Annotated in this window: 18 protein-coding genes and 1 CRISPR repeat array; of the genes, 11 read left to right on the top strand and 7 right to left on the bottom strand. The window is 30.0% G+C overall.

What is annotated here, in order from left to right:
- Window positions 1–2 precede the first annotated feature (2 nt).
- Complete coding sequence (locus HNP65_RS04175; RefSeq protein WP_184619076.1) at window positions 3–1,199, bottom strand: aminopeptidase; 1,197 nt, start codon at window positions 1,197–1,199, stop codon at window positions 3–5.
- Between the two features lies 1 nt (window position 1,200).
- Window positions 1,201–2,163, bottom strand: a complete 963-nt coding sequence (locus HNP65_RS04170) for a potassium channel beta subunit family protein (RefSeq protein WP_184619075.1) — start codon at window positions 2,161–2,163, stop codon at window positions 1,201–1,203.
- 526 nt (window positions 2,164–2,689) lie between these two features.
- On the opposite strand from HNP65_RS04170, the gene HNP65_RS04165 reads away from it, so the two are divergent.
- From HNP65_RS04165 to HNP65_RS04155, 3 genes are read left to right on the top strand one after another with little or no spacing between them, the layout of a single operon-like run.
- Complete coding sequence (locus HNP65_RS04165; protein ID WP_184619074.1) at window positions 2,690–4,093, top strand: MATE family efflux transporter; 1,404 nt, start codon at window positions 2,690–2,692, stop codon at window positions 4,091–4,093.
- A complete protein-coding gene (locus tag HNP65_RS04160) occupies window positions 4,068–5,786 on the top strand; it encodes a M3 family oligoendopeptidase (protein WP_184619073.1) in 1,719 nt (572 codons plus the stop codon). Before HNP65_RS04165 ends, HNP65_RS04160 begins: the two co-directional genes overlap by 26 nt.
- Window positions 5,787–5,788: 2 nt before the next feature.
- Entirely contained in the window at window positions 5,789–6,091 is a 303-nt protein-coding gene (locus HNP65_RS04155; RefSeq protein WP_184619072.1) for a hypothetical protein, read from the top strand.
- A gap of 103 nt (window positions 6,092–6,194) precedes the next feature.
- On the opposite strand, the gene HNP65_RS04150 is transcribed toward HNP65_RS04155, so the two are convergent.
- From HNP65_RS04150 to HNP65_RS09770, 4 genes are all read right to left on the bottom strand, one after another.
- The gene (locus tag HNP65_RS04150) at window positions 6,195–7,496 is read right to left on the bottom strand and encodes a TolC family protein (RefSeq protein WP_184619071.1); all 1,302 of its coding nucleotides are present in this window, start codon (window positions 7,494–7,496) and stop codon (window positions 6,195–6,197) included.
- A gap of 266 nt (window positions 7,497–7,762) precedes the next feature.
- A complete protein-coding gene (locus HNP65_RS04145; protein WP_184619070.1) occupies window positions 7,763–7,963 on the bottom strand; it encodes a hypothetical protein in 201 nt (66 codons plus the stop codon).
- 220 nt (window positions 7,964–8,183) lie between these two features.
- A complete protein-coding gene (locus HNP65_RS04140) occupies window positions 8,184–8,633 on the bottom strand; it encodes a hypothetical protein (RefSeq protein WP_184619069.1) in 450 nt (149 codons plus the stop codon).
- Between the two features lie 47 nt (window positions 8,634–8,680).
- The gene (locus HNP65_RS09770) at window positions 8,681–9,571 is read right to left on the bottom strand and encodes a hypothetical protein (RefSeq protein ID WP_246348189.1); all 891 of its coding nucleotides are present in this window, start codon (window positions 9,569–9,571) and stop codon (window positions 8,681–8,683) included.
- Between the two features lie 310 nt (window positions 9,572–9,881).
- Between HNP65_RS09770 and HNP65_RS04130 the strand changes: the two genes are divergently transcribed.
- The 8 genes from HNP65_RS04130 (at window position 9,882) to HNP65_RS04095 (ending at window position 18,287) form a co-directional block, all read left to right on the top strand.
- A complete protein-coding gene (locus tag HNP65_RS04130; protein WP_184619068.1) occupies window positions 9,882–11,096 on the top strand; it encodes an iron-containing alcohol dehydrogenase in 1,215 nt (404 codons plus the stop codon).
- 112 nt (window positions 11,097–11,208) lie between these two features.
- Window positions 11,209–11,658, top strand: coding sequence for a MarR family winged helix-turn-helix transcriptional regulator (locus HNP65_RS04125; protein WP_343043463.1), 450 nt, complete (start codon window positions 11,209–11,211; stop codon window positions 11,656–11,658).
- Window positions 11,642–13,366, top strand: a complete 1,725-nt coding sequence (locus HNP65_RS04120; RefSeq protein ID WP_184619066.1) for an ABC transporter ATP-binding protein — start codon at window positions 11,642–11,644, stop codon at window positions 13,364–13,366. The genes HNP65_RS04125 and HNP65_RS04120 overlap by 17 nt, the downstream gene beginning before the upstream one ends.
- Window positions 13,363–15,216 carry an ABC transporter ATP-binding protein gene (locus tag HNP65_RS04115; RefSeq protein WP_184619065.1) on the top strand — a complete coding sequence of 618 codons (1,854 nt, stop codon included), beginning with the start codon at window positions 13,363–13,365 and terminating at the stop codon, window positions 15,214–15,216. Before HNP65_RS04120 ends, HNP65_RS04115 begins: the two co-directional genes overlap by 4 nt.
- Before the next feature lie 122 nt (window positions 15,217–15,338).
- Complete coding sequence (locus HNP65_RS04110; protein WP_184619064.1) at window positions 15,339–15,611, top strand: metal-sensing transcriptional repressor; 273 nt, start codon at window positions 15,339–15,341, stop codon at window positions 15,609–15,611.
- 12 nt (window positions 15,612–15,623) lie between these two features.
- Window positions 15,624–17,810, top strand: coding sequence for a heavy metal translocating P-type ATPase (locus HNP65_RS04105; RefSeq protein ID WP_184619063.1), 2,187 nt, complete (start codon window positions 15,624–15,626; stop codon window positions 17,808–17,810).
- Window positions 17,811–17,876: 66 nt separating this feature from the next.
- A complete protein-coding gene (locus HNP65_RS04100) occupies window positions 17,877–18,065 on the top strand; it encodes an SHOCT domain-containing protein (protein WP_246348188.1) in 189 nt (62 codons plus the stop codon).
- 15 nt (window positions 18,066–18,080) lie between these two features.
- Complete coding sequence (locus HNP65_RS04095) at window positions 18,081–18,287, top strand: heavy-metal-associated domain-containing protein (RefSeq protein WP_184619061.1); 207 nt, start codon at window positions 18,081–18,083, stop codon at window positions 18,285–18,287.
- Between the two features lie 181 nt (window positions 18,288–18,468).
- A CRISPR array of direct repeats spans window positions 18,469–19,191; the repeat unit is 30 nt; unit sequence GTTTTCATTCCTCATAGGTAGATTCTAAAC.
- A gap of 432 nt (window positions 19,192–19,623) precedes the next feature.
- Here the strand turns inward: HNP65_RS04095 and HNP65_RS04090 are convergent.
- Window positions 19,624–20,409: an FTR1 family iron permease gene (locus tag HNP65_RS04090; RefSeq protein WP_184619060.1), complete on the bottom strand. Its 786-nt coding sequence runs from the start codon at window positions 20,407–20,409 to the stop codon at window positions 19,624–19,626.
- Window positions 20,410–20,474 lie beyond the last annotated feature (65 nt).

Genomic DNA, 20,474 nt, shown 5'->3' with positions numbered 1-20,474 from the left:
ACCTATATTACCCATTTTCCATTTTTCATAAGTGTTATTTTTTCATCTGCTTTTATTCCATATACATTCATATTTTCATTTCCAATCATAAAGTCTACATGTGTAAGACTTGTATTTATACCATTTTTCTTTAATTGTTCCTCGTTCATTTTTGTGCCATCTTTTATACAGTTTGGATACGCTCTTCCAAATGCAAAGTGTGATGCTGCGTTTTCATCAAATAATGTGTTGTAAAATATAGTTTTCATTTGGTAAATTGGTGAATCTACAGGAACTAAAGCAACTTCTCCTAATCTTTTTGCGCCTTCGTCTGTATTAAGTATTGTTTCTAGAATCTTTTCTCCTACTTCTGCTTTGTAATTTACGATTTTACCGTCTTTAAATTCAAGTATAAATTTATCTATTATATTTCCTCCATATACAAGAGGTAGACTGTTTGTTACCACACCATTAATTTTGTCTTTGTGTGGTGCTGTAAAGATTTCTTCAGTTGGAATATTTGGAACAAATGTTATACCGCTCATATTTTCTTGAGTTGCAGAAAGCCATATATGATTTTTTGGAAGACCAACGGTTAGGTCAGTGCCAGGGCCTTCGTACTTTAGATAGTCGAATTGTTTTTCATTTAAAAATTTGGTTATTCTCTTAAGATTAGCTATATGTTTTTGCCAATTTTTTACAGGATCTCCTTCAATTCTACTTGCTTTTAATATATATTCTAGTAATTTTTCAATGTTTTCTTCTCCTAAAACCTTTTTAGCCCATTTTCTTGTAGGATATGCAACAACACACCAGCTTATTTCATTTGACATCATTCTTCTCATTATATCTTTGTTGGCCGTATTGGCTGTTTTTGTAAAAGTTCCAATTCTTTCAGGTGGAACATCTTTTAGTGCATCTGGATCTCCACCAGTAATACTTAATACTGCACCTTTTTTGTCTAAGAGATATTCGGATGCTTTTATTTCCCATTCTGGAAATTTTTTTAAAGCATCAATTGGTGCATTTTTAAGTCTAGTTTTTGTAATAACTTCATCGGACCATTTTACATAAACATCGTATGCTCCTATTTCAAAAGCTGTTTCAACTACCTGTTCTACAAATTTTCTTGCATCAATTGGTGCTTTTATGAATAGTATTTGATCTTTTTGTAGGTTTAATCCAATTTTTAACGCAACTTCTGCATACTTTTTTAACATATTATTCCTCCTCGAGAATTTCTTTAATTTGTTTTTCTATATCTTCGGTTATTTTTTCCTTAATTTCTATTGCTTTTAAGTTTTCGTATAATTGTTCTTTACTTGAAACACCTAATATAACACTACTTACATTGTCGTTTAATAGACACCATGCAATTGCAAGTTGAGACATTTTTGCATTCAATTCATCTGCAATTTTTTGTAACTTTTGAAGTTTTTTAAATACTTTCTCACCTAAAAGTCCGTTTTCTTCGAGGTGCTTTCTAAGGTGTGGGAATCTTGCAAGTCTTGAATTTTCTGGAATTCCGTTATTGTATTTTCCTGTTAATATTCCTGATGCAAGAGGACTCCAAATAGTAAGTCCCATACCGTACTTTTCATATATTGGTTTGTATTCTTCTTCAACTCTTTTTCTTACGAGCATGTTGTATTGTGGCTGTTCAACTATAGGTGGTATACAATTTAACGCTTTACATGTTTTGTGAGCAGCTTCTAGTTGCTCTGCGCTCCATTCGGATGTTCCCCAATATAGTGCAAGCCCATTTCTTACAATGTAGTCCATTGCAAGAACTGTCTCTTCAATTGGTGTTTCTGGATCTGGCCTATGACAGTAAATGATATCAACATAGTCAAGTTGTAATCTTTTTAATGAAGCCCATGTTCCCTCCAAAAGATGTTTTCTTGAAAGGCCTTTATCGTTTGGACCATTTCCTCCCCAAAATATTTTTGTTGAAACTACAATGTCACTCCTTCTAAATTCTTTAAGAACTTCTCCAAGCATTGATTCTGCCATTCCATTTGCATATGCTTCTGCTGTATCAAAGAAATTGATACCGTTTTTAAAAGATTCTCTAACAATTTCTTTTGCACCAGCTATATCAAGTTGATTTCCAAAAGTGAGCCATGAACCAAGCGATAGTTCACTAATTTTTAATCCCCATTTTCCAACTTTTCTGTAATTCATTTAAGTCACCTCCTAAAAAATATTATATCACAATTATTAGTTTGGCGAACTATTTTAGTGTATAGATTCTAAAATTTTGTTTACTATTATAGAAAGTTGTTTGTATCTACCAGTTGTAATCTTACTACCTTTTTATGGGGAAAATCCAAATTGAAAGTGATTTTTACTGTCAATTTCGTAAAATACAGTATTCTATGGAAAAGTTGAATCTTTATCTTGTTACAAGTGCATATATTTTGTAATATACAAGCATACTGGCATGAAAATATTTTTGGCAAGAAAAGTATCTTTACCAATATGTTTAATTTTCATGTTTTTATCTAATTTTTAATTTTGTTTGGTAACTTAAAAGAATTAATATTTCGTATTAAAAATATAACAATAAATGCTAAAATAATAGTTGTTAACATAAAAAGATACTTTTTACAAATAGGACATCCGAGATAAATTTTTTCTTGTTTTTACTTTATGATTTTTTAAAATATGATATAATTAGTAATACGAATCATTATTTGGGGGGATAGTTTTGGAAAATAAACATAGAGTGGATATATTTAATCAAGGTATTTTTTTGTCACTGTTTTTACTGAGTTGGCCGCTAATAATTTCAAATCTTATGCAGACATTTTATAACGCTGTAGATGGTTATTTTCTGGGAAAGCTTGGAAAGATAGAATTTTCCGCTCCGACAATTGTTTGGCCAATTATTTTTGTATTTATTTCACTTTCTATAGGTTTTTCGCAGGCTGGCGTTACCTTGGTTGCACAATTTACTGGTGCAAAAAATAAAAAACTTGCACAAAAATCTGCAGGTCAAAGTTTACTAACTTCTACGTTAATCGGTGTAATTTTTTCAATTTTTTCAATAGTTATATCAAGGCCTATAATAATGGCTGTTGCTGGAAAAGAAAGTGCAGAAGTTGTAGATTATGCTGTAAAGTACTTCAATATAATAATGTTAGGTCTTCCATTTGGCTTTATTTTTAATACAGTAAGTTCCATTATTAGAGGTTGGGGAGATTCAAAATTTACGATGAATCTTATGTTAATTTCAACGATAATTAATATTATTCTTGATCCACTTCTTATTTTTGGAATAGGTATTTTTCCAAAAATGGGCGTAGTTGGAGCTGCACTTGCAACTACAATTGCAAGGATTATAGCTGCTCTTATGGCTATTGAAAGTTTGTTTAAAGGAAAAAGGGGGTTTAAGATACATTTAAGGGATTTATACCCAGATTGGCAGTTAATTAAGAAAGTTTTTAGAATAGCACTTCCAAGTTCTTTAAGTTTGAGTATTACGTCACTTGGTTTTGTTTTTATTATGAGATTTGTTTCAAGTTTTGGACCGACAGTTATTAGTGCTTACGGTGTTGGAAATAGAATAATAAATTTTATTACAATGATTACTTTCGGGATTGCGAATTCTGTTACTGCCATGGTTGGGCAATTTTTGGGAGCTGGTGATATAAAAAGTACTGAAAAAACTTTAAAAGTGGCATTTTGGACGAATTTTACTATTGTGTTTTTCCTCAGTACTCTTACCTTCTTTTTTGGAGGACAACTTACAAAGTTTTTTATAAACGAAAAAGATGTTATAGAAGTTGGTTATATCTTCTTTAGATATGTTTCTTTTTCTTTGCCATTTTTTACTTCTATGTCAGTGTTTATACATGCACTTATTGGAGCTGGTAGAACGGAGCTTTCAATGATAGTTGATATAACAAGACTATGGGGAATTAGAGTGCCTCTAGTTGCATTTTTTTCCACAAAGTACGGCTTTACGGGGTTGTTTTTTGCTATGATAATAAGTAATGTAAGTGCGCTACTTCTTGCGTATCTTTTTATAAAATTTTCTAATTGGAAAAAGCCGATTACAAAAGATTTAAGAAGGGGGAATTTAGATGATATTTACGGACAAGAAGATTGAAAGAAAACCTAGAAAATATTTTAAAGATTTATCATCAACAGATGGTGAAAAGATACTAGAGAGTATAAAACAGTTGTTGTCGGAGAAAATTAATAGTGAAAACGAACTTATATCACTTGTAGAAAAATTTACTGAATTAAGTGATATTGTTTCCGAGGAAATGGGAAGAAGATACATTGATATGACAAGGTTTGCAGACAAACCCGAGTATTCAGAGAAGTTTAACGATTATTTCCAAAATGTTGTCTCAAAACTAAAACCATATTCAATTGAAGTTGAAAAAAAGATTTATAATTCAGAATTTTCTAAAAGGTTACCAAATGAATACCAGCATATGTTGAAAATTATATCTAACAATATTGAACTATTTAGAGAGGAAAATATTCCACTCCAAGTTGAAGAAAGAAAACTTTCCAATAAGTATGGTTCAATTTACGGCTCTATTGTGGTAGATTTTAGAGGTGAAGAAAAAACTTTGCAACAGTTATTACCATATTTGAAATCTCCAGACAGAACAACAAGAGAAGAAGCTTGGAGAAAAAGATTTGAAGGTCTTTTGTCAAGAAAAGAAGAATTGGATAAACTTTTTGACGAACTTAAAGAGATTAGAAGAAAGCAAGCAAAAAATGCTGGATTTGAAAATTACAGAGATTACATGCATAATTTGAAAGGAAGGTTTGAATATTCTGTTGAAGATGTTATGCAGTTTCATGAGTCAGTTGAAAAGAAGGTTATGCCATTTTTTGAAAAGAGGATGCAAAAAAGAGCTGAAAAGCTCGGTATTGAAAGTGTAAGGCCATGGGATACAAGTGTTGATGTTGATGGAAAGGTATTAAAACCATATAACACAATTGATGAGTTTGTAGATAAAGCAATTAGAGTGTTGGGAAAAGTAAAGAGAATTTTTGGAGAAAGACTTGAAATGATGAAAAATTCTGAACTGTTAGACCTTGAAAATAGAAAAGGAAAGGCTCCTGGTGGATACAATTATCCATTGCCAGAGACAGGGGCACCATTTATATTTATGAATGCAACAGGACAAAGTAGCGATGTTAGAACGCTTCTTCATGAATCAGGACATGCAATGCATACATTTGAAACTGTTAATATTCCTATTGAGTACTATAGACCACATAGGATGGAAATTGCAGAACTTGCTTCGATGAGTATGGAGCTTCTCACGATGCATTATTGGAGAGAATACTATAAGGATGAGAATGATTTTAGAAAAGCAATGATAGAAGAACTTGAAAGTGCACTACTATTTTTGCCATGGTGTATGACGGTTGATGCTTTCCAACAATGGATTTACACTAATCCAGATCATACAGCAAAAGAAAGAGAAGAATATTTTGGCAAATTGATGGATAGGTTTAATAGAGGAATTGATTGGAGTGGACTTGATTTTGAAAAGAAGAATAGGTGGATGTTCCAGCTTCACATTTTTGAAGTTCCATTCTATTACATAGAATATGGTATTGCTCAACTTGGGGCATTGTCTATTTATAAAAACTATATTGAAAATCCTGAAAAAACAGTTGAAGATTACCATAACTTCTTAAAGGTTGGATATAAGATGCCAATTAATAAAGTATATGAGGTAGCTGGAATAAAGCTTGATTTTTCTGAAGAACATATTGGAGAAATCGTAGAATTTGTTGAAGAAAGGTTAAATGAGTTGGAAGGAGAGTAAAGATGTTTTTTGAGGATTTTGATGAGGAATTTGAAAGTTTAGATGAGATGGTAGAAAAATTAAGGAATGAAAATAGCTGCCCTGAGTGTGTTCAATGTGGTTACTGTTGTAAGGTAACTCCTTGCTATTATGGAAAATGGAATGAAGAAAAAAATCAATGTGAATATTTAACTGAAGATAACAAATGTGGTATTTATGACAAAATAGTAGAAATGGAAAAGGATCAAGAAATAAAAATGTTTGGAAGTGGTTGCTGTTTAAATTACATGAATCCAGAAAGGTTGAAAAAGTTGTCTAGTAAATAAGTTTTAAATAATATACAAAATTTTGCTTTTTAAAAAGAGCTGGAGTTTATTTCCAGCTCTTTTGTTTTAACCTTTTTTAACATTGCAAATTCTTTTTAATAAGTTAATAATATATTTCTTTGATTTCATTGTTTATTATTTTCAATTTAATAATGTTGATATTTAATTGGGATAATAAATCATAGTAGTTTATCAAAGTGTATGATTTTTGTATCAATAGATCAAACTTGTTTTCTGTGTTAACATTTTTATTCATAACTTCGTCAATTAATTTTATAGTTTTACTTATGTTTTCTATTTGTCGGATTAAATTTTCAATTTGGAAAAAGGTATTTTTAATATCAAGAATAAGTGACTTTTTTGTGTTTTCTAGTATATAATTGTCAAAAGATTTTCTTTCATAGTTGCTTTGATTTGAGAATGAAAAATTAAAATTTACATTCCAGTTTTCGTTTGAATAGTTTAATAGATTACTATTTTCAAAATTTAACGATAAAATGAAATTATTAAATGAGTATTCCATTCTAAAATTAAAACCTAATTTTATTTTTTCGCTGTAGTTATTGTTATACGATAAAGAAAGAGAAGGTAAAAATTTTGGGATTTTCATATTTATAAAATCATATTTTTCGTTCAGTTTATTTTCGGCAATTTGTATATTTATGGCCTTTATTGAAGGAGAATTTTTTAATATTTCGTTTAAATCAAGATTTTTGAGTATTTCAGAAGCTGTTTTAGTGTCAAAGAAAAAATCGTCTTCAAATTCAACAATCGTATTACTTGATAATCCAAGATGATCTGTTATTTGATTTAAGTAATAATTCAAATCATTTTTTATTGAATAATAATTTATTAGAAATTTGTTATAATTTATTTCATAATTCATCTTTGTAATATAATCTATATTATTATTGGAAATTATCAAATTGTAGATTTTATCAATTTTACTTTTAAAATTTTTTAGGGTTTCTGTAATTTTTAATCTTGCCAACGTGTTAAAATAAAGCGATGTTAAATCAATGGCATTTTTTGCTTTGTATTCAATTAGTTCCATATTAAGTCTTTCTTTTGTTGTTTTTTGAATATTTGTGAATAACAGAGAAATTAATTGATTGAGGTCGTATTCAAGGCTAATTGTGCTATTGCTAAAATCTGAAAAGACATTTATATTTGGTAGAAAAATACTAGTTAAGTTTGAATTATATTCTTGTATTTCTTCCATTTTAGAAAGGACATCATAGGAATTGTTTATAGAAACTTTTATAAAATCAGTATAATTGATTTTGTAAATATTATTCTCGTTTGAAAAAAGTAATGTATTAAATATTATTATAAGCATCATCATTGATGAAATCAATATAAATTTCTTTTTGAAGATAGAAATCCCTCCTTTGATTTTTAGCACAAAAAACATGGTTGTAAGAATTTATATAATATCTTTATATAGCATCTAACGTGATTCAGTTTTATATTCTAAATGGTATGAAATTTCAGCATTCCATTTTTCTTGATTTACTACCATTCCCAATCTCCAAATTCTTACGATGCCACAATATACTTTTAAAGACCATCTAATATAGAGGTCTGTAGTTAATATGGTTTGACATATACTTTTACATTAATAGATTTACTGACTATTGTGTTAGGTTGAATTCATAGGTTTTCGGATATTTATTTTATTCCAAATTGTGAATTTATGATTACTTTTGAACTTTCAAAGATATTTTTTGTAAGATATAATGTACTATTAGTATTGTTAAAAAATGAATCGATGTACTTCCGTGAAGTGAAATTAAGGTACCAGTCATTGTTAATAACTTGAATTCCCCAAAATTTTGCAAAAGAAGTTATAGATAAGATTTTCTTTTTCATAATAAAATCTCTAACCAACTTTTTTTGAAAAATATATATTTATTATTTTTTATTGCTTATAAGGTTTTCAAAATCAAAAAAATTTTATTTTGTGTATTTTTTAGGTGTAAAAATTTAGAGAAATTAATTGCGGCTTTTAGTCTGGTCATTTTTCAAATCAACAATTTATTAGCAAAATTAAGAGGGGGAGGGATTTTATTAGATAAATTTAGCTTAAAAATTAATAAGTAACCAATTTGTATTGGAGATAATCTGGGACTTTTGCGGTCCAAGAAACTTGCCTTGTTATTCTTCCAAATTTCCAAATTTTTACAAGACCATGATATACTTTTAAAGCCCATCTAGTTTTAATGTCTAAAGTTTTATTTGGCCTAACAATTGCTTTAATTGAAAGAGATTTAGTAATTGCATGACTTGCTTCAAATCCAATGCTTGCGCCTATTTCTTTAATACCTACGCTAGAATTTATACTTACTTTAAGAGTTTGAGAAACAGTTCTTGTAACTGTAATGTTATCATCTGTATTATTAATTACAGAATAAACAGTTTTCCATGATGTATAATCTCTATACCAGCCGTTATTAACAACCTGAGTACCCCAGAATTTAGCAAAAGAACTTACTGAAAAAAGTAAAATCATTAGAGCAATTAAATAAATTTTTTTACCCATGAATAACCCCCCTATTTGAATATTTTCCCTCCCCCTATTTTAAATGTTTATTTAACTAAATCCAAAACAGAAAAGACTTTGTATCCATCTTTCTTAATTACACATAAAAAGCCTTTGTTAATTAAAATTCCTAAGAAATCACTTACTTTTTCATTATCTATTACTATAACGACTTGCTCTTTAAGATCGAGGTAGCCAATTGACATATCTTGATCGTTATTTGTGAAGGATATAAATATAGAATTTGTATATGGTTCAACTGCAATATTTTTAATTCTTCCATTATTAAATTCTTTTAATATAATTTCCCCCATTTTTGTTAAAGGATTATAAGATATAATACTGTTTTTGTCTGTAATAAAGTAAAGGTCATAATCAGATGTTGCAAAATTTACTATGTTGGTAGGTTTTATAATAAATTCGGAAGTTTTTATATTAACAAAAGAGTCTAAAACAGTTCCAGAAGAAGAAACAGTATAGAATTTTTTATCCACTATAAAATATTTATCTTCGTCAATTTTCTTAATTAATGGAAGTTTTCCAAGATCAATATTTATCTTATTTGTTGAGATTACATTACCAGAATCTGAGATTTTAAATATTTTATTGCCTGAATACAAAGTAAAACTCTTATGTTCAAAGTCAATAATTTTAAAGTTTTCAATATTGAAATCTATATTTTTTAAATACTCTTCTATGTAGATTTCCTCTGGGTTGAAAGCTGAAAGTATGTTAATTTTTACTGATAAAAGAGTTTTTTTAGATTCAGAATATAGAAAAAATTGATTTGAAGAGTTTAAAAAACTAGTAAAGTTCAAATTTGAAAAATAATTTTCTCTTAATGTTTCAAAACTAACTTTTTCGATCTTAAAACCTTTTCCATAAATCATTGAAATAGACAAAATAGTAAGTAAGAGTATTGTAAAAAACTTTTTCATAATCCCCCTCCTCCTTTGTTGAAGTTCGAAAATATTCTATCAAAAAAATATATAGTATAATTTACATTTATTATAATTTTCTTTTACATTAATCTTAAAACCACCAATATATGGTAATTAATAAATAATACACGTGCCTTTAAAAATTTATTTTTTAATTATAGACAAAAAACTAACAAATAATTTTTTTATTATTCAAATAAAAATGTTCATTTCGTGAAAAAATTAACGAAAAGTTCAAATGGTTTTAATTTAAAAGGATTTTCAAAGTGTTATAATAATTGTGAAAATGTTCACAGGAGGTGAAATTATGTGGGAAAGTAAAATGGATGTTTATAATGTATTTGAATTAAGATGTAAAACAACATGTTATTTTGGTGTAGGCGCTATAAAAAAGATTTCTGATATTCTTGATAACTTAAAAGCACAAGGTATTGATAATGTGATTTTTGTCACAGATAAAATAGCATACAAAGTAACCGGTGCCTGGGATGCGATTGAACCGGAATTAAAAGCAAGAGGATTTAAATATGTAATTTACGAAGATGTTTCTCCAAATCCAACGACCATACAGATTAATGAGGCAACAAAGTTAGGTTTGCAAAATGGTGCACAAGCAGTAATTGGAATTGGTGGAGGAAGTCCAATTGATACGGCAAAAAGTGTTGCTATTTTGCTCGAATATCCTGAAAAAACTGCTGAGGAACTTTATGAAGGTTTGTTTAGTCCAGAGAAAGCAAAACCAATAATTGCAATAAATACAACACATGGAACAGGAACTGAAGTAGATAGATTTGCTGTTGCTTCAATTCTTGAAAAAGAGTACAAACCAGCAATTGCATACGATTGTATTTATCCGTTTTATGCAATTGATGATCCACAATTAATGGTTACACTACCAAAGAGTCAAACAATATTTACCTCAATAGATGCAGTAAACCATGTTACAGAGGCAGCAACAACTTTATTGGCAAGCCCATACTCAATATTGCTTGCAAAAGAAACAATAAGGCTTATTGCTAGATATCTTCCTCAAACAGTTGCACATCCGGATGATTTAACAGCAAGATATTATCTTTTGTATGCATCAGCAATAGCTGGTATATCGTTTGATAATGGAATGCTTCATTTTACACATGCACTTGAACATCCATTGAGCGCTGTAAAACCCGATTTAGCACATGGACTTGGCCTTGCAATGCTACTTCCAGCAGTTGTTAAACATATATATGTTGCAAAACCAGAAGTTTTAGCAGATATATATGAACCAATTGTGCCAGGACTAAAGGGTGTTCCAGGAGAAGCGGAAAAAATTGCTGCTGGAATTGAAAAATGGTTGTTTAATTTGGGTGTGACTGAAAAATTAGAGGATATGGGCTTTACAGAAAATGATGTAAAAAAGTTAACAAAACTTGCACTTGAAACTCCTTCTCTTGATTTGTTACTAAGCATGGCTCCTATAAAAGCGGATGAAAAGACAATTGCTTCCATATATAGAGATTCTTTAAAGCCTATTTCAAGATAATCTTTTAAGCTATTACTTTTTAGTGCCGGTACAATCCGGCACTTTTTTTATTGACAAAATAAATAGTTTGATATAAAATAGTTTTATGTAAAACTATCGGAGGTGGAAAGTGGTGGATAATTTTGAATTTTCTTCTACTTTTTTACTTTTTTCTGATATAGAAAGATTAAAATTTCAAATTTTGAAAAGCGAGATGGATAAATACAAGATTCATCCAGGTCAGATTCCAATATTATTTATTGTTAAAAAAAATCCAGGAATTTCGCAGAAAGATTTAGCAGAAAAAGTTATGCTTTCAACTTCTACAGTTGCAATTATGCTTAGAAGAATGGAGAAGTCTGGGTTTGTGAAAAAAATTCAAGATGAAAATGATAGAAGATTTTATCATGTTTATTTAACCGAAAAAGCACTAAAAATAGTTGAGAAAATTTTTAAAAAATTAAAGGAATTTGAAAGACAAAGTTTTGAAAATTTCACAAATGAGGAGATGGAACTTTTGGAAAGATTATTGAAAAAGATACTTTTGAATTTGGAGGCGATGAAGGATGAAAAGCATTTTTAAGTATCTTAGAAAGTATACATTTTTGATAATTTTAGCAGTCATTTTTGTCGTTGTTCAAGCTATTTTAAATCTTTACTTACCAGATTTGATGGGAGATATTGTTAACAAAGGTGTAAGTCGTGGGAATGTGGATTACATTTTAAGTGTTGGATGGAAAATGCTATTTGTAACTCTTTTAAACATTACTGCGGCAATTATTTCAGCGTACTTTGCTTCAAAAGTTGCTATGGGATTTGGAAGAGATTTAAGAAGTCATGTCTACAGAAAAGTTATGAATTTTTCGTTGAACGAAGTTGACAAATATGGTGTTGCGACACTTATTAATAGAAATACAAATGATATTACACAGATACAGACTGTAGTGTTTATGATGCTTCGTATGTTTACATTAGCCCCTGTTATGGCTATTGGTGGAACAATAATGGCAATTTCAAAAAGTCCTAAATTGACTATGGTTTTATTAGTTTCCCTTCCTATCATGTTTGTTGTTATGTATTTTATAGTGAAATATAGTATGCCACTTTTTAAATCTATGCAAAAAAAATTAGATAATTTAAACAGAGTTTTGAGAGAAAATTTAACCGGTGTTAGGGTTATAAGGGCATTTGCAAAAACAGAGTATGAAAAAAAGAGGTTTGAGGTAGCAAATGAAGACTTAACAAGTACAGCATTGAAGGTAAATAGAATTTTTGCGTTGGTTTTTCCACTAATTCTTTTAATAATGAATTTTACTATTATCTTTTTGATTTGGATTGGTGCAATTCAGATAGATAAAGGAACTCTTGAAGTTGGAACTATGATGGCTGTAATGCAATATATTATGCAGATTATGTTTTCATTTATAATGATTTCTGTTGTGTTTATATTCTTGCCAAGGGCGTCAGCATCTGCTGAAAGGGTAGCCCAAGTTTTAAATGAAAAAGAAAGGATAAAAGATATAGAAACTCCAAAAAAATTAGAAGGTATGGGAAAGGTAGAATTTAAAAATGTTACTTTTTATTATGAAGGTGGAAAAGAACCTGCTATTGAAAATGTTAATTTTGAAATTAATCCTGGAGAGGTTGTAGGAATTATTGGTAGTTCAGGTTCTGGAAAAAGTACATTAGTAAAGCTTTTAATGAGATTTTATGATGTAACAAGTGGTGAAATTTTAATCGATGATGTGAATATAAAAGAGCTATCTCAAAAAGATTTACGTGATATGATTTCATTTACCCCTTCAAGGCCTGTGATATTTTCAGGTACTATAGAGGAAAATGTAAGGATTGGAAAAGAAGATGCAACTGAAGAAGAAATAATCGAGGCTTTAAAGACTGCGCAGGCTTGGGATTTTGTATCAAAGCTTCCTGATGGTATTAAAACTCAAGTTTCTCAAGGTGGAACAAATCTTTCTGGAGGGCAAAAGCAAAGACTTGCAATTGCTCGCGGAATTGTTGGTAAGAGAAAAATTTATATATTTGATGATAGTTTTTCGGCACTTGACTTTAAAACCGATGCAAAGCTTAGAAGAGAACTTAGAGAAAAGTTAAAAGATGCTACTAAAATAATTGTATCTTTGAGGGTAGCAACTGTTATGAATGCAGATAAAATAATAGTGCTTGATAAAGGAAAAGTTGTTGGAATAGGAACGCACAAGGAATTAATGAAATCATGTGAAGTGTATAGAGAAATAGTTTCTTCTCAACTTTCAGAGGAGGAGATAGCATGAGCGAAAAAATTCAGAGACCTGCAAGAGGACATAGAGGAGGGCCAGGTGGACCAATTAGAGCAGCCGTAGAAAAACCAAAAGATTTTAAAAAGGCGTTGAAAAGATTAATGGTCTATTTAAAACCTTACATGGTGCCAATAATTATCGTTTTAGCAATGGCGATTGCTGGTACTATATTTAGTATTATTGCCCCAAAAGTTCTTGGAAAAGCTACTACAAAGCTATTTCAAGGATACATGGCAAAAAGGATATTTCCTAAAGCAAAGATTGATCTTGATGGAATACTGAAAATATTAATTAATGTTGGAATATTATATGGTCTTTTTGCATTATTTATGTATATCCAGCAATATGTGATGGCTGGAGTCTCACAAAAAGTAGTTAAAAAGCTTAGAACAGATGTTATGGAGAAACTTTCAAAGCTTCCATTAAAATTTTATGATTCAAGAACGCATGGAGAGATTCTAAGTAGGGTAACAAACGATGTTGATTTAATTAGTAATACTTTAAATCAGAGTTTAACTCAACTTATAACTTCAATTGTTACTATCGTTGGTGTAATTGTTATGATGCTTACTATAAGTCCTTTACTTACACTTGTTACAGTGGTTACTTTACCTATTAGTGTTGGATTTATAGTCTTTATTGTTAAGAAATCTCAGAAATACTTTAAAAGTCAACAAGTTTATCTTGGAAATGTAAATGGTCATGTTGAAGAAATGTTTAGTGGGCTTGTTGTTGTTAAAGCATACAACAAAGAAGAGGAGAGTATTAAAAAGTTTGAAGAGTACAATGAAAAGTTATATGATGTTGCATGGAAGGCACAATTTGTCTCTGGTATTACAATGCCTGTTATGAGATTTGTTGGAAATTTAGGATACGTAATTGTTTCGGTTGTTGGAGGGATAATGGTAACTAAAAAGGCTATACATCTTGGCGATGTTCAAGCATTTATTCAGTATGCACAACAATTTAATCAACCAATTTCACAGGTTGCAAATATAATGAATATGATTCAATCTACACTTGCAGCAGCAGAAAGGGTTTTTGAAATACTGGATGAAGAAGAGGAACTTCCTGATCCAGAGGATGCAATTGAACTTGAAAAAGTTGACGGAAACGTAAAATTTGAGCATGTATATTTTAGTTATAGAGAAGATAAAAAACTTATTGAAGATCTAAATATCGATGTTAAGAGTGGACAGACTGTGGCAATAGTTGGACCTACAGGTGCAGGAAAAACGACTCTTGTAAACTTGTTGATGAGATTTTATGAAATTCAAGGTGGAAGGATTACAGTTGATGGAATTGATATTAGAAAGATTAGAAGAGATAACCTTAGAAGGACATTTGGTATGGTACTTCAGGATACATGGTTGTTTAATGGAACAATAAGGGAAAATATTGCTTATGGAAAGGAAAGTGCTACTGAAGAGGAAATAATTAATGCTGCAAAGCTTGCGCATGCACACCACTTTATTATGGCACTGCCTGGTGGATATGATGCAGTTATAAATGAAGATGCTAATAATATCTCTCAAGGTGAAAAACAGTTGATTACTATAGCAAGAGCGTTTATTGCAGACCCGGAAATATTGATTTTAGATGAGGCAACAAGTAATGTTGATACTTTAACTGAAAAATTAATTCAAAGAGCTATGAAAAGATTAATGCATAGTAGAACAAATTTTGTTATTGCACACAGACTTTCAACAATTAGAGATGCAGATATTATATTGGTAATGAATGAAGGCCAGATAATAGAAAAAGGAACACATGATGAATTGATGAAGAAAAATGGATTTTATGCAGAACTTTACAAGAGTCAATTTTTAGGAGCGTACGCTTAAAATTTAATTTTCTTACATTTTTAAGTGCCCTGAATGTTTCTTTCAGGGCATTTTTTATTTGACATAATTAAATTTATGTATTATAATTAAGTCAGACCGTACCGATAGGGGGAGGGTATAGTATGAAACATAAAGATGCATTAAGAACGTTAAAAAATGCAAGAGGGCAAATTGATGCGGTAATAAAGATGATTGAAGAAAACAGGTATTGTATTGATATTTCAAAGCAGATCCTTGCTGCTATTTCGCTTTTAAAGAAAGCAAATGTTCAAGTTTTAAATTCGCATCTTGAAACTTGTGTAAAAAGTGCAGCTTTTTCGGATGATCCACAAGAGATCGAGGAAAAAATAAAAGAATTAGAGGATGTTATCTCTTATCTGAATAAAATTGTATAAGGTGGTGATTTAATGTCTGAAAAAAAGATAACTTTTTCGGTTACAGGTATGACCTGTGCAAATTGTGCCAGAACTGTTGAGAAAGTACTTTCAAAAGATGAAAATATTAAATTTGCATCAGTTAATTTAGCAACAAATACAGCATTTGTTGTCGGCAATGATAATATTGATCTTGAAAAAGTAAAGAAGTTGGTTGAGAGTGTAGGATATGGAGTATCAACTGAAAAGCCAGAACAAATTGAAGAAAAAAGATTTAGACAGATAAAGAAAAATTTAATAATGGCTTTAGCTGTTACTATTCCTATATCAATTTTGATGATAATTAACATGTTTTTTGTAAAAATTCCTTATTTTGTGTTGCTTGAAGTAGTTGGTGGAGCATTTGTAACATTTGTTGCAGGGAAAAATACTATAAAAGGTGCGTGGATTGCACTTACCCACAAGCATACTAATATGGATACACTGATATTTTTTGGAGCATTAACCTCATGGCTTACTTCAGTTTTAGCACTTTTTGGTTTTGAGATTGCTTCTTTTGGTGCAATTGGCACAATGATAATTTCTTTTCATCTTTTAGGAAGGTTTATTGAATCTTATCTTAGAGACAGAGCAACAAAAGAAATAAAAAAATTGCTTAGTCTTCAAGCTAGAGAAGCAAGGGTTGTTTTAAATGGTGAAGAATTATTTTTACCAATCGAGGCAGTAAAAGAAAACATGGTAGTTGTTGTAAAACCTGGTGAGAGAATACCGGTCGATGGCATAGTTATTGAAGGTTCTTCAGGTGTTGATGAGTCAGTAGTTACTGGAGAATCAATGCCAGTTGAGAAGAAGGAAAACGATGAAGTAGTCGGCGGAGCACTCAATTTGACTGGGATTTTAAAGATTAAAGTTACTAAGACGGGTGAAGATACATTCCTTTCTAAAATGATCCAGTTAATTCAAGAAGCACAAGGTGCTAAAGTTCCTATTCAAGCACTGGCTGATAGAATCACAAATTGGTTCGTACCTACAATTATTACTCTTGCTGTTTTAAGTGGTATTTTCTGGTATTTTGGGTTTGATAAATTTTATTCGCTAGTTGAGAGTGCTAGAAAAATATTACCTTGGATTTTAAGTACAAATGATCCTCTTTCGTTTGCTATATTTGCATTTGTTGCAACAGTTGTAATTGCCTGTCCTTGTGCTCTTGGCCTTGCAACACCTATGGCCTTAATAACAGGAACTTCACTTTCAGCTAAAAAAGGTCTTTTGATAAGAAATGCCGAGGCAATACAAACGATGAAAGATGTAAAAGTTGTATTGATGGATAAAACTGGAACTATTACTCAGGGTAATCCTGCTGTTGTTGATACAAATTTAGAGGAAGAAGTAAAAAAAATAGTTGCATCGATTGAAAAAAATTCTAATCATCCGCTTGCAAAAGCGATATCAAAGATTTCAGATAAATATGTAGAAATCAAAGATATAAAAGAAATAAGTGGAAAAGGAGTTGTTGCAAAATATGATGAAAAAGAATACTTTGTTGGAAAGCCTGAAGATTATTCAAGGTACGAAACTCTTTTAAAAGAAGGTTATACTGTTGTTGAAGTAAGACAAGATTCAGAGATTGTTGGTTATATTGCAATAGAGGATCCAATAAGGCAGGACTCAAAAATTGCAATTGAAAATTTAAAGAGCATGAATGTAATTCCAGTTATGGTAACAGGTGATAATGAAAAGACTGCAAAAATAGTAGCAGAAAAGGTAGGTATTGAAAAAGTTCATTCTCAAGTAAAACCGGATGAAAAGCTTGAGATAGTTAGAAAATACCAAGTAGAAGGTAATAAAGTTTTAATGGTTGGAGATGGAATGAACGATGCAGCGGCTTTAAAAGGTGCAGATGTAGGAATTGCTATAGGTAGTGGAACGGATCTTGCAATAGATAATGCGGATATTATTATAACTAAAGAAGGGATTTCAAAGATAGTTGATGCAATTTATATTTCAAACTTGACTTTTAAAGTTATAAAGCAAAATCTTTTCTGGGCATTTTTTTACAATATTATAGCTATTCCAATGGCAATGCTTGGACTTCTTCATCCAGCAATTGCAGAGGCTGCAATGGCCTTTAGCTCTATTACAGTAATATTGAATTCTTCAAAGATTAATGAAAGAAGATATGCAAAAGTATTTTCTAGTAAGTATTCTTGTTGTATTTAGGAGGTGATTTTAATGTGCTACTTATGGAACCCATTTTTGAGATTTTATCCGGGAGGAGGTTTTATTATGATGCTTTTTGGACTGATTCTTTTAGCAGTAATACTATATATTATATTTAAAACTTTTAAACCATCTTTTAAAGGTGAATTTGAAGATTCAGCTTTAAAAATATTAAATGAAAAACTTGCAAAAGGTGAAATAACAGAAGAAGAGTACGAAAGAAAAAAAGGATTAATCATGAAAGGAAGATTTTAAAAAGGAGTGATTTTTATGGGTAAATTTATTTTGAAAGTACCAGATATGTCTTGTAAACATTGTGTTATGAGAATAACTAAAGCATTAGAAGAGCTAGGTGAAAAAAACTTTGAGGTTAAATTAGAAAGTAAAACTGTTGAAATTGAAACCGAAAACCTAGAAAATGTAAAAGCAAAATTATCTGAAATTGATTATCCAGTTGAAAGTGTGGAAAGTATTTAGCTGGGTAATTATAAAAATTATTTAAAAAGGAAAAAGCTCCATTCTTGTCTAGACAAGAATGGAGCTTTCTTTTTATTAGAAATTTTTAATGAAACTTTTCTATGAGAATCAATACATAAATTTTCATAACTATATTTTAAAAGAAAAAAGTGAGAATAGTTTGAAAAATTTGGACTATGCATTTTTCATTCCTCATAGCTAGATTCTAAACACTTAAATGCAATGCCACTGAATGTATTTTATGAATTCTAGTTTTCATTCCTCATAGGTAGATTTTAAACGCAATTGAAAGATTGTTTAATAACTTAAGGACGGGTGGTTTTCATTCCTCATAGGTAGATTCTAAACTTTGAAAGGAGATGATAAACAATATGAGTCATATTTTTTGTTTTTCATTCCTCATAGGTAGATTCTAAACCATCCAACCGTATTGTTAGGCGATACAGAATATGAATGTTTTCATTCCTCATAGGTAGATTCTAAACGAAAACAATGACTTTGAAGATATTTTAATCATTGTTGATGTTGTTTTCATTCCTCATAGGTAGATTCTAAACAGAAAACCTGGTGGGTGGGATGGGAACTGTAGAAGAGTTTTCATTCCTCATAGGTAGATTCTAAACTGCTATTATGTCTCGGCCTGGTTGGAGGTCTGAATTACTAAAGGTTTTCATTCCTCATAGGTAGATTCTAAACCAGAAAAATAAAAACATGGTATGGAGGTGTGATTATGGTAAGAGTTTTCATTCCTCATAGGTAGATTCTAAACAAAAGAATACATGATCAGACCCGAAACGGACTACCTGTTTTCATTCCTCATAGGTAGATTCTAAACAGTAATGAAAAATTACGATGGCATCGTGGATGTCATTTAGTTTTCATTCCTCATAGGTAGATTCTAAACCTATAACTATCCTCATAAATAAATATAACAAGAAAAAGTAACAAAACCTTTGAGTGAAAGTGAACGATAAGTTAAATGTAGTATTTATGAGCTTTTGTTTAAATTCATAGTTGGAAACATCACTTAAAAATTGTGAGGATTTTAATTCATTAACATGAACTTTACAATATCAAAAATGAGAAGCTAGTAAAAAAGAGTTCTTTTGAAATTAGTTACAAAAGTATTAAGACGACATTCTAGAAAAAATAAAGCAACGTAAATTTTTATTATTAATATTTGATTATATTTTAGTTACAGTTAATGATTTTAAATTTCCTATAGTAAATGTGCGTTGATTGAGTAAATTATGTATTTATTTGTGATGTATTATATTTTAATAAATGGCTTTGGTGTAACACCAAAGCCATTTTACTTTAATTAATAATTTTTTTATCAATTAGTATTATTTTTTATTTCTTTTTTTCTAAAAGCAAGAAACATAGAAGGTATAAGATAAGTCCAGTATGCAATAAATTCAATTAGTGATGGGTTTCCATTGTATCCAAAGAGTGTTTTTAAAAATCCGCCAAATGTACCTTTTTCATTTATGAATGAATTAATATCATAAATATGCTCTATGATTATAGGAAACCAGCCTGCTTCCTGAAGTTCATGAATACCATAAGCAATTAGTCCTGCTGCAAATAAAATTAAAAGGACATTTGTAACTGTAAAGAAAATAGAAATATTTACTTTTAGTATTCCGATATAGAGAAGATATCCAAGTACTAAAGCTACTACTATACCTAATATTGCATAAATAATATATGCATCACCAGGTATTGCAGATAGAAAAATAACAGTTTCAAAACCTTCTCTAAGGATGTTTACGGTAACAAGTAGTATTAAAGTTATTCCAAAATTTTTATTTAATGAATTATTAAGCTTATTTTGGATTTCTTTGCCAAAATTTTTATTTTTATGAAGCCACAGTATTAGTGTTGTTATAAGAAAAGCACCGATTAAAGAGAATATACCTTCGAATGCTTCAGCAAAGTGTTCTTCAAGTGTACCTAATATCATACCGAATATAATGCTTGATACAATTCCGAGTGTTATCCCTAAATAGACATGTTTTTTGTAGCTGAGGAGTTTGTTTTTGTTTAAAAATGCAAAAATAATACTGACTATAAGTACTGCTTCAAGAGCTTCCCTGAAAGTGATTATAAAGCTTGCCATATGTACACCTCCATTTTTTATTATTGATAATGATTATCAATTTCAATAATATTATATTATTTTTA

The organism is Thermosipho japonicus (assembly GCF_014201655.1).
In the GTDB taxonomy this organism is placed as follows: Bacteria; Thermotogota; Thermotogae; order Thermotogales; family Fervidobacteriaceae; genus Thermosipho; species Thermosipho japonicus.
Note: the sequence above shows the minus strand (reverse complement) of the source record. Positions and strands in the feature narration are given on the sequence as shown.

What these genes read in the sequence shown, in the direction of transcription:
- HNP65_RS04175 (WP_184619076.1), bottom strand. Translation starts at nt 1,199, where the DNA reads ATGTTAAAAAAGTATGCAGAAGTTGCGTTAAAAATTGGATTAAACCTA.
- HNP65_RS04170 (WP_184619075.1), bottom strand. Translation starts at nt 2,163, where the DNA reads ATGAATTACAGAAAAGTTGGAAAATGGGGATTAAAAATTAGTGAACTA.
- HNP65_RS04160 (WP_184619073.1), top strand. Translation starts at nt 4,068, where the DNA reads ATGATATTTACGGACAAGAAGATTGAAAGAAAACCTAGAAAATATTTT.
- HNP65_RS04155 (WP_184619072.1), top strand. Translation starts at nt 5,789, where the DNA reads ATGTTTTTTGAGGATTTTGATGAGGAATTTGAAAGTTTAGATGAGATG.
- HNP65_RS04145 (WP_184619070.1), bottom strand. Translation starts at nt 7,963, where the DNA reads ATGAAAAAGAAAATCTTATCTATAACTTCTTTTGCAAAATTTTGGGGA.
- HNP65_RS04140 (WP_184619069.1), bottom strand. Translation starts at nt 8,633, where the DNA reads ATGGGTAAAAAAATTTATTTAATTGCTCTAATGATTTTACTTTTTTCA.
- HNP65_RS09770 (WP_246348189.1), bottom strand. Translation starts at nt 9,571, where the DNA reads ATGAAAAAGTTTTTTACAATACTCTTACTTACTATTTTGTCTATTTCA.
- HNP65_RS04130 (WP_184619068.1), top strand. Translation starts at nt 9,882, where the DNA reads ATGTGGGAAAGTAAAATGGATGTTTATAATGTATTTGAATTAAGATGT.
- HNP65_RS04120 (WP_184619066.1), top strand. Translation starts at nt 11,642, where the DNA reads ATGAAAAGCATTTTTAAGTATCTTAGAAAGTATACATTTTTGATAATT.
- HNP65_RS04115 (WP_184619065.1), top strand. Translation starts at nt 13,363, where the DNA reads ATGAGCGAAAAAATTCAGAGACCTGCAAGAGGACATAGAGGAGGGCCA.
- HNP65_RS04110 (WP_184619064.1), top strand. Translation starts at nt 15,339, where the DNA reads ATGAAACATAAAGATGCATTAAGAACGTTAAAAAATGCAAGAGGGCAA.
- HNP65_RS04105 (WP_184619063.1), top strand. Translation starts at nt 15,624, where the DNA reads ATGTCTGAAAAAAAGATAACTTTTTCGGTTACAGGTATGACCTGTGCA.
- HNP65_RS04100 (WP_246348188.1), top strand. Translation starts at nt 17,877, where the DNA reads ATGATGCTTTTTGGACTGATTCTTTTAGCAGTAATACTATATATTATA.
- HNP65_RS04095 (WP_184619061.1), top strand. Translation starts at nt 18,081, where the DNA reads ATGGGTAAATTTATTTTGAAAGTACCAGATATGTCTTGTAAACATTGT.
- HNP65_RS04090 (WP_184619060.1), bottom strand. Translation starts at nt 20,409, where the DNA reads ATGGCAAGCTTTATAATCACTTTCAGGGAAGCTCTTGAAGCAGTACTT.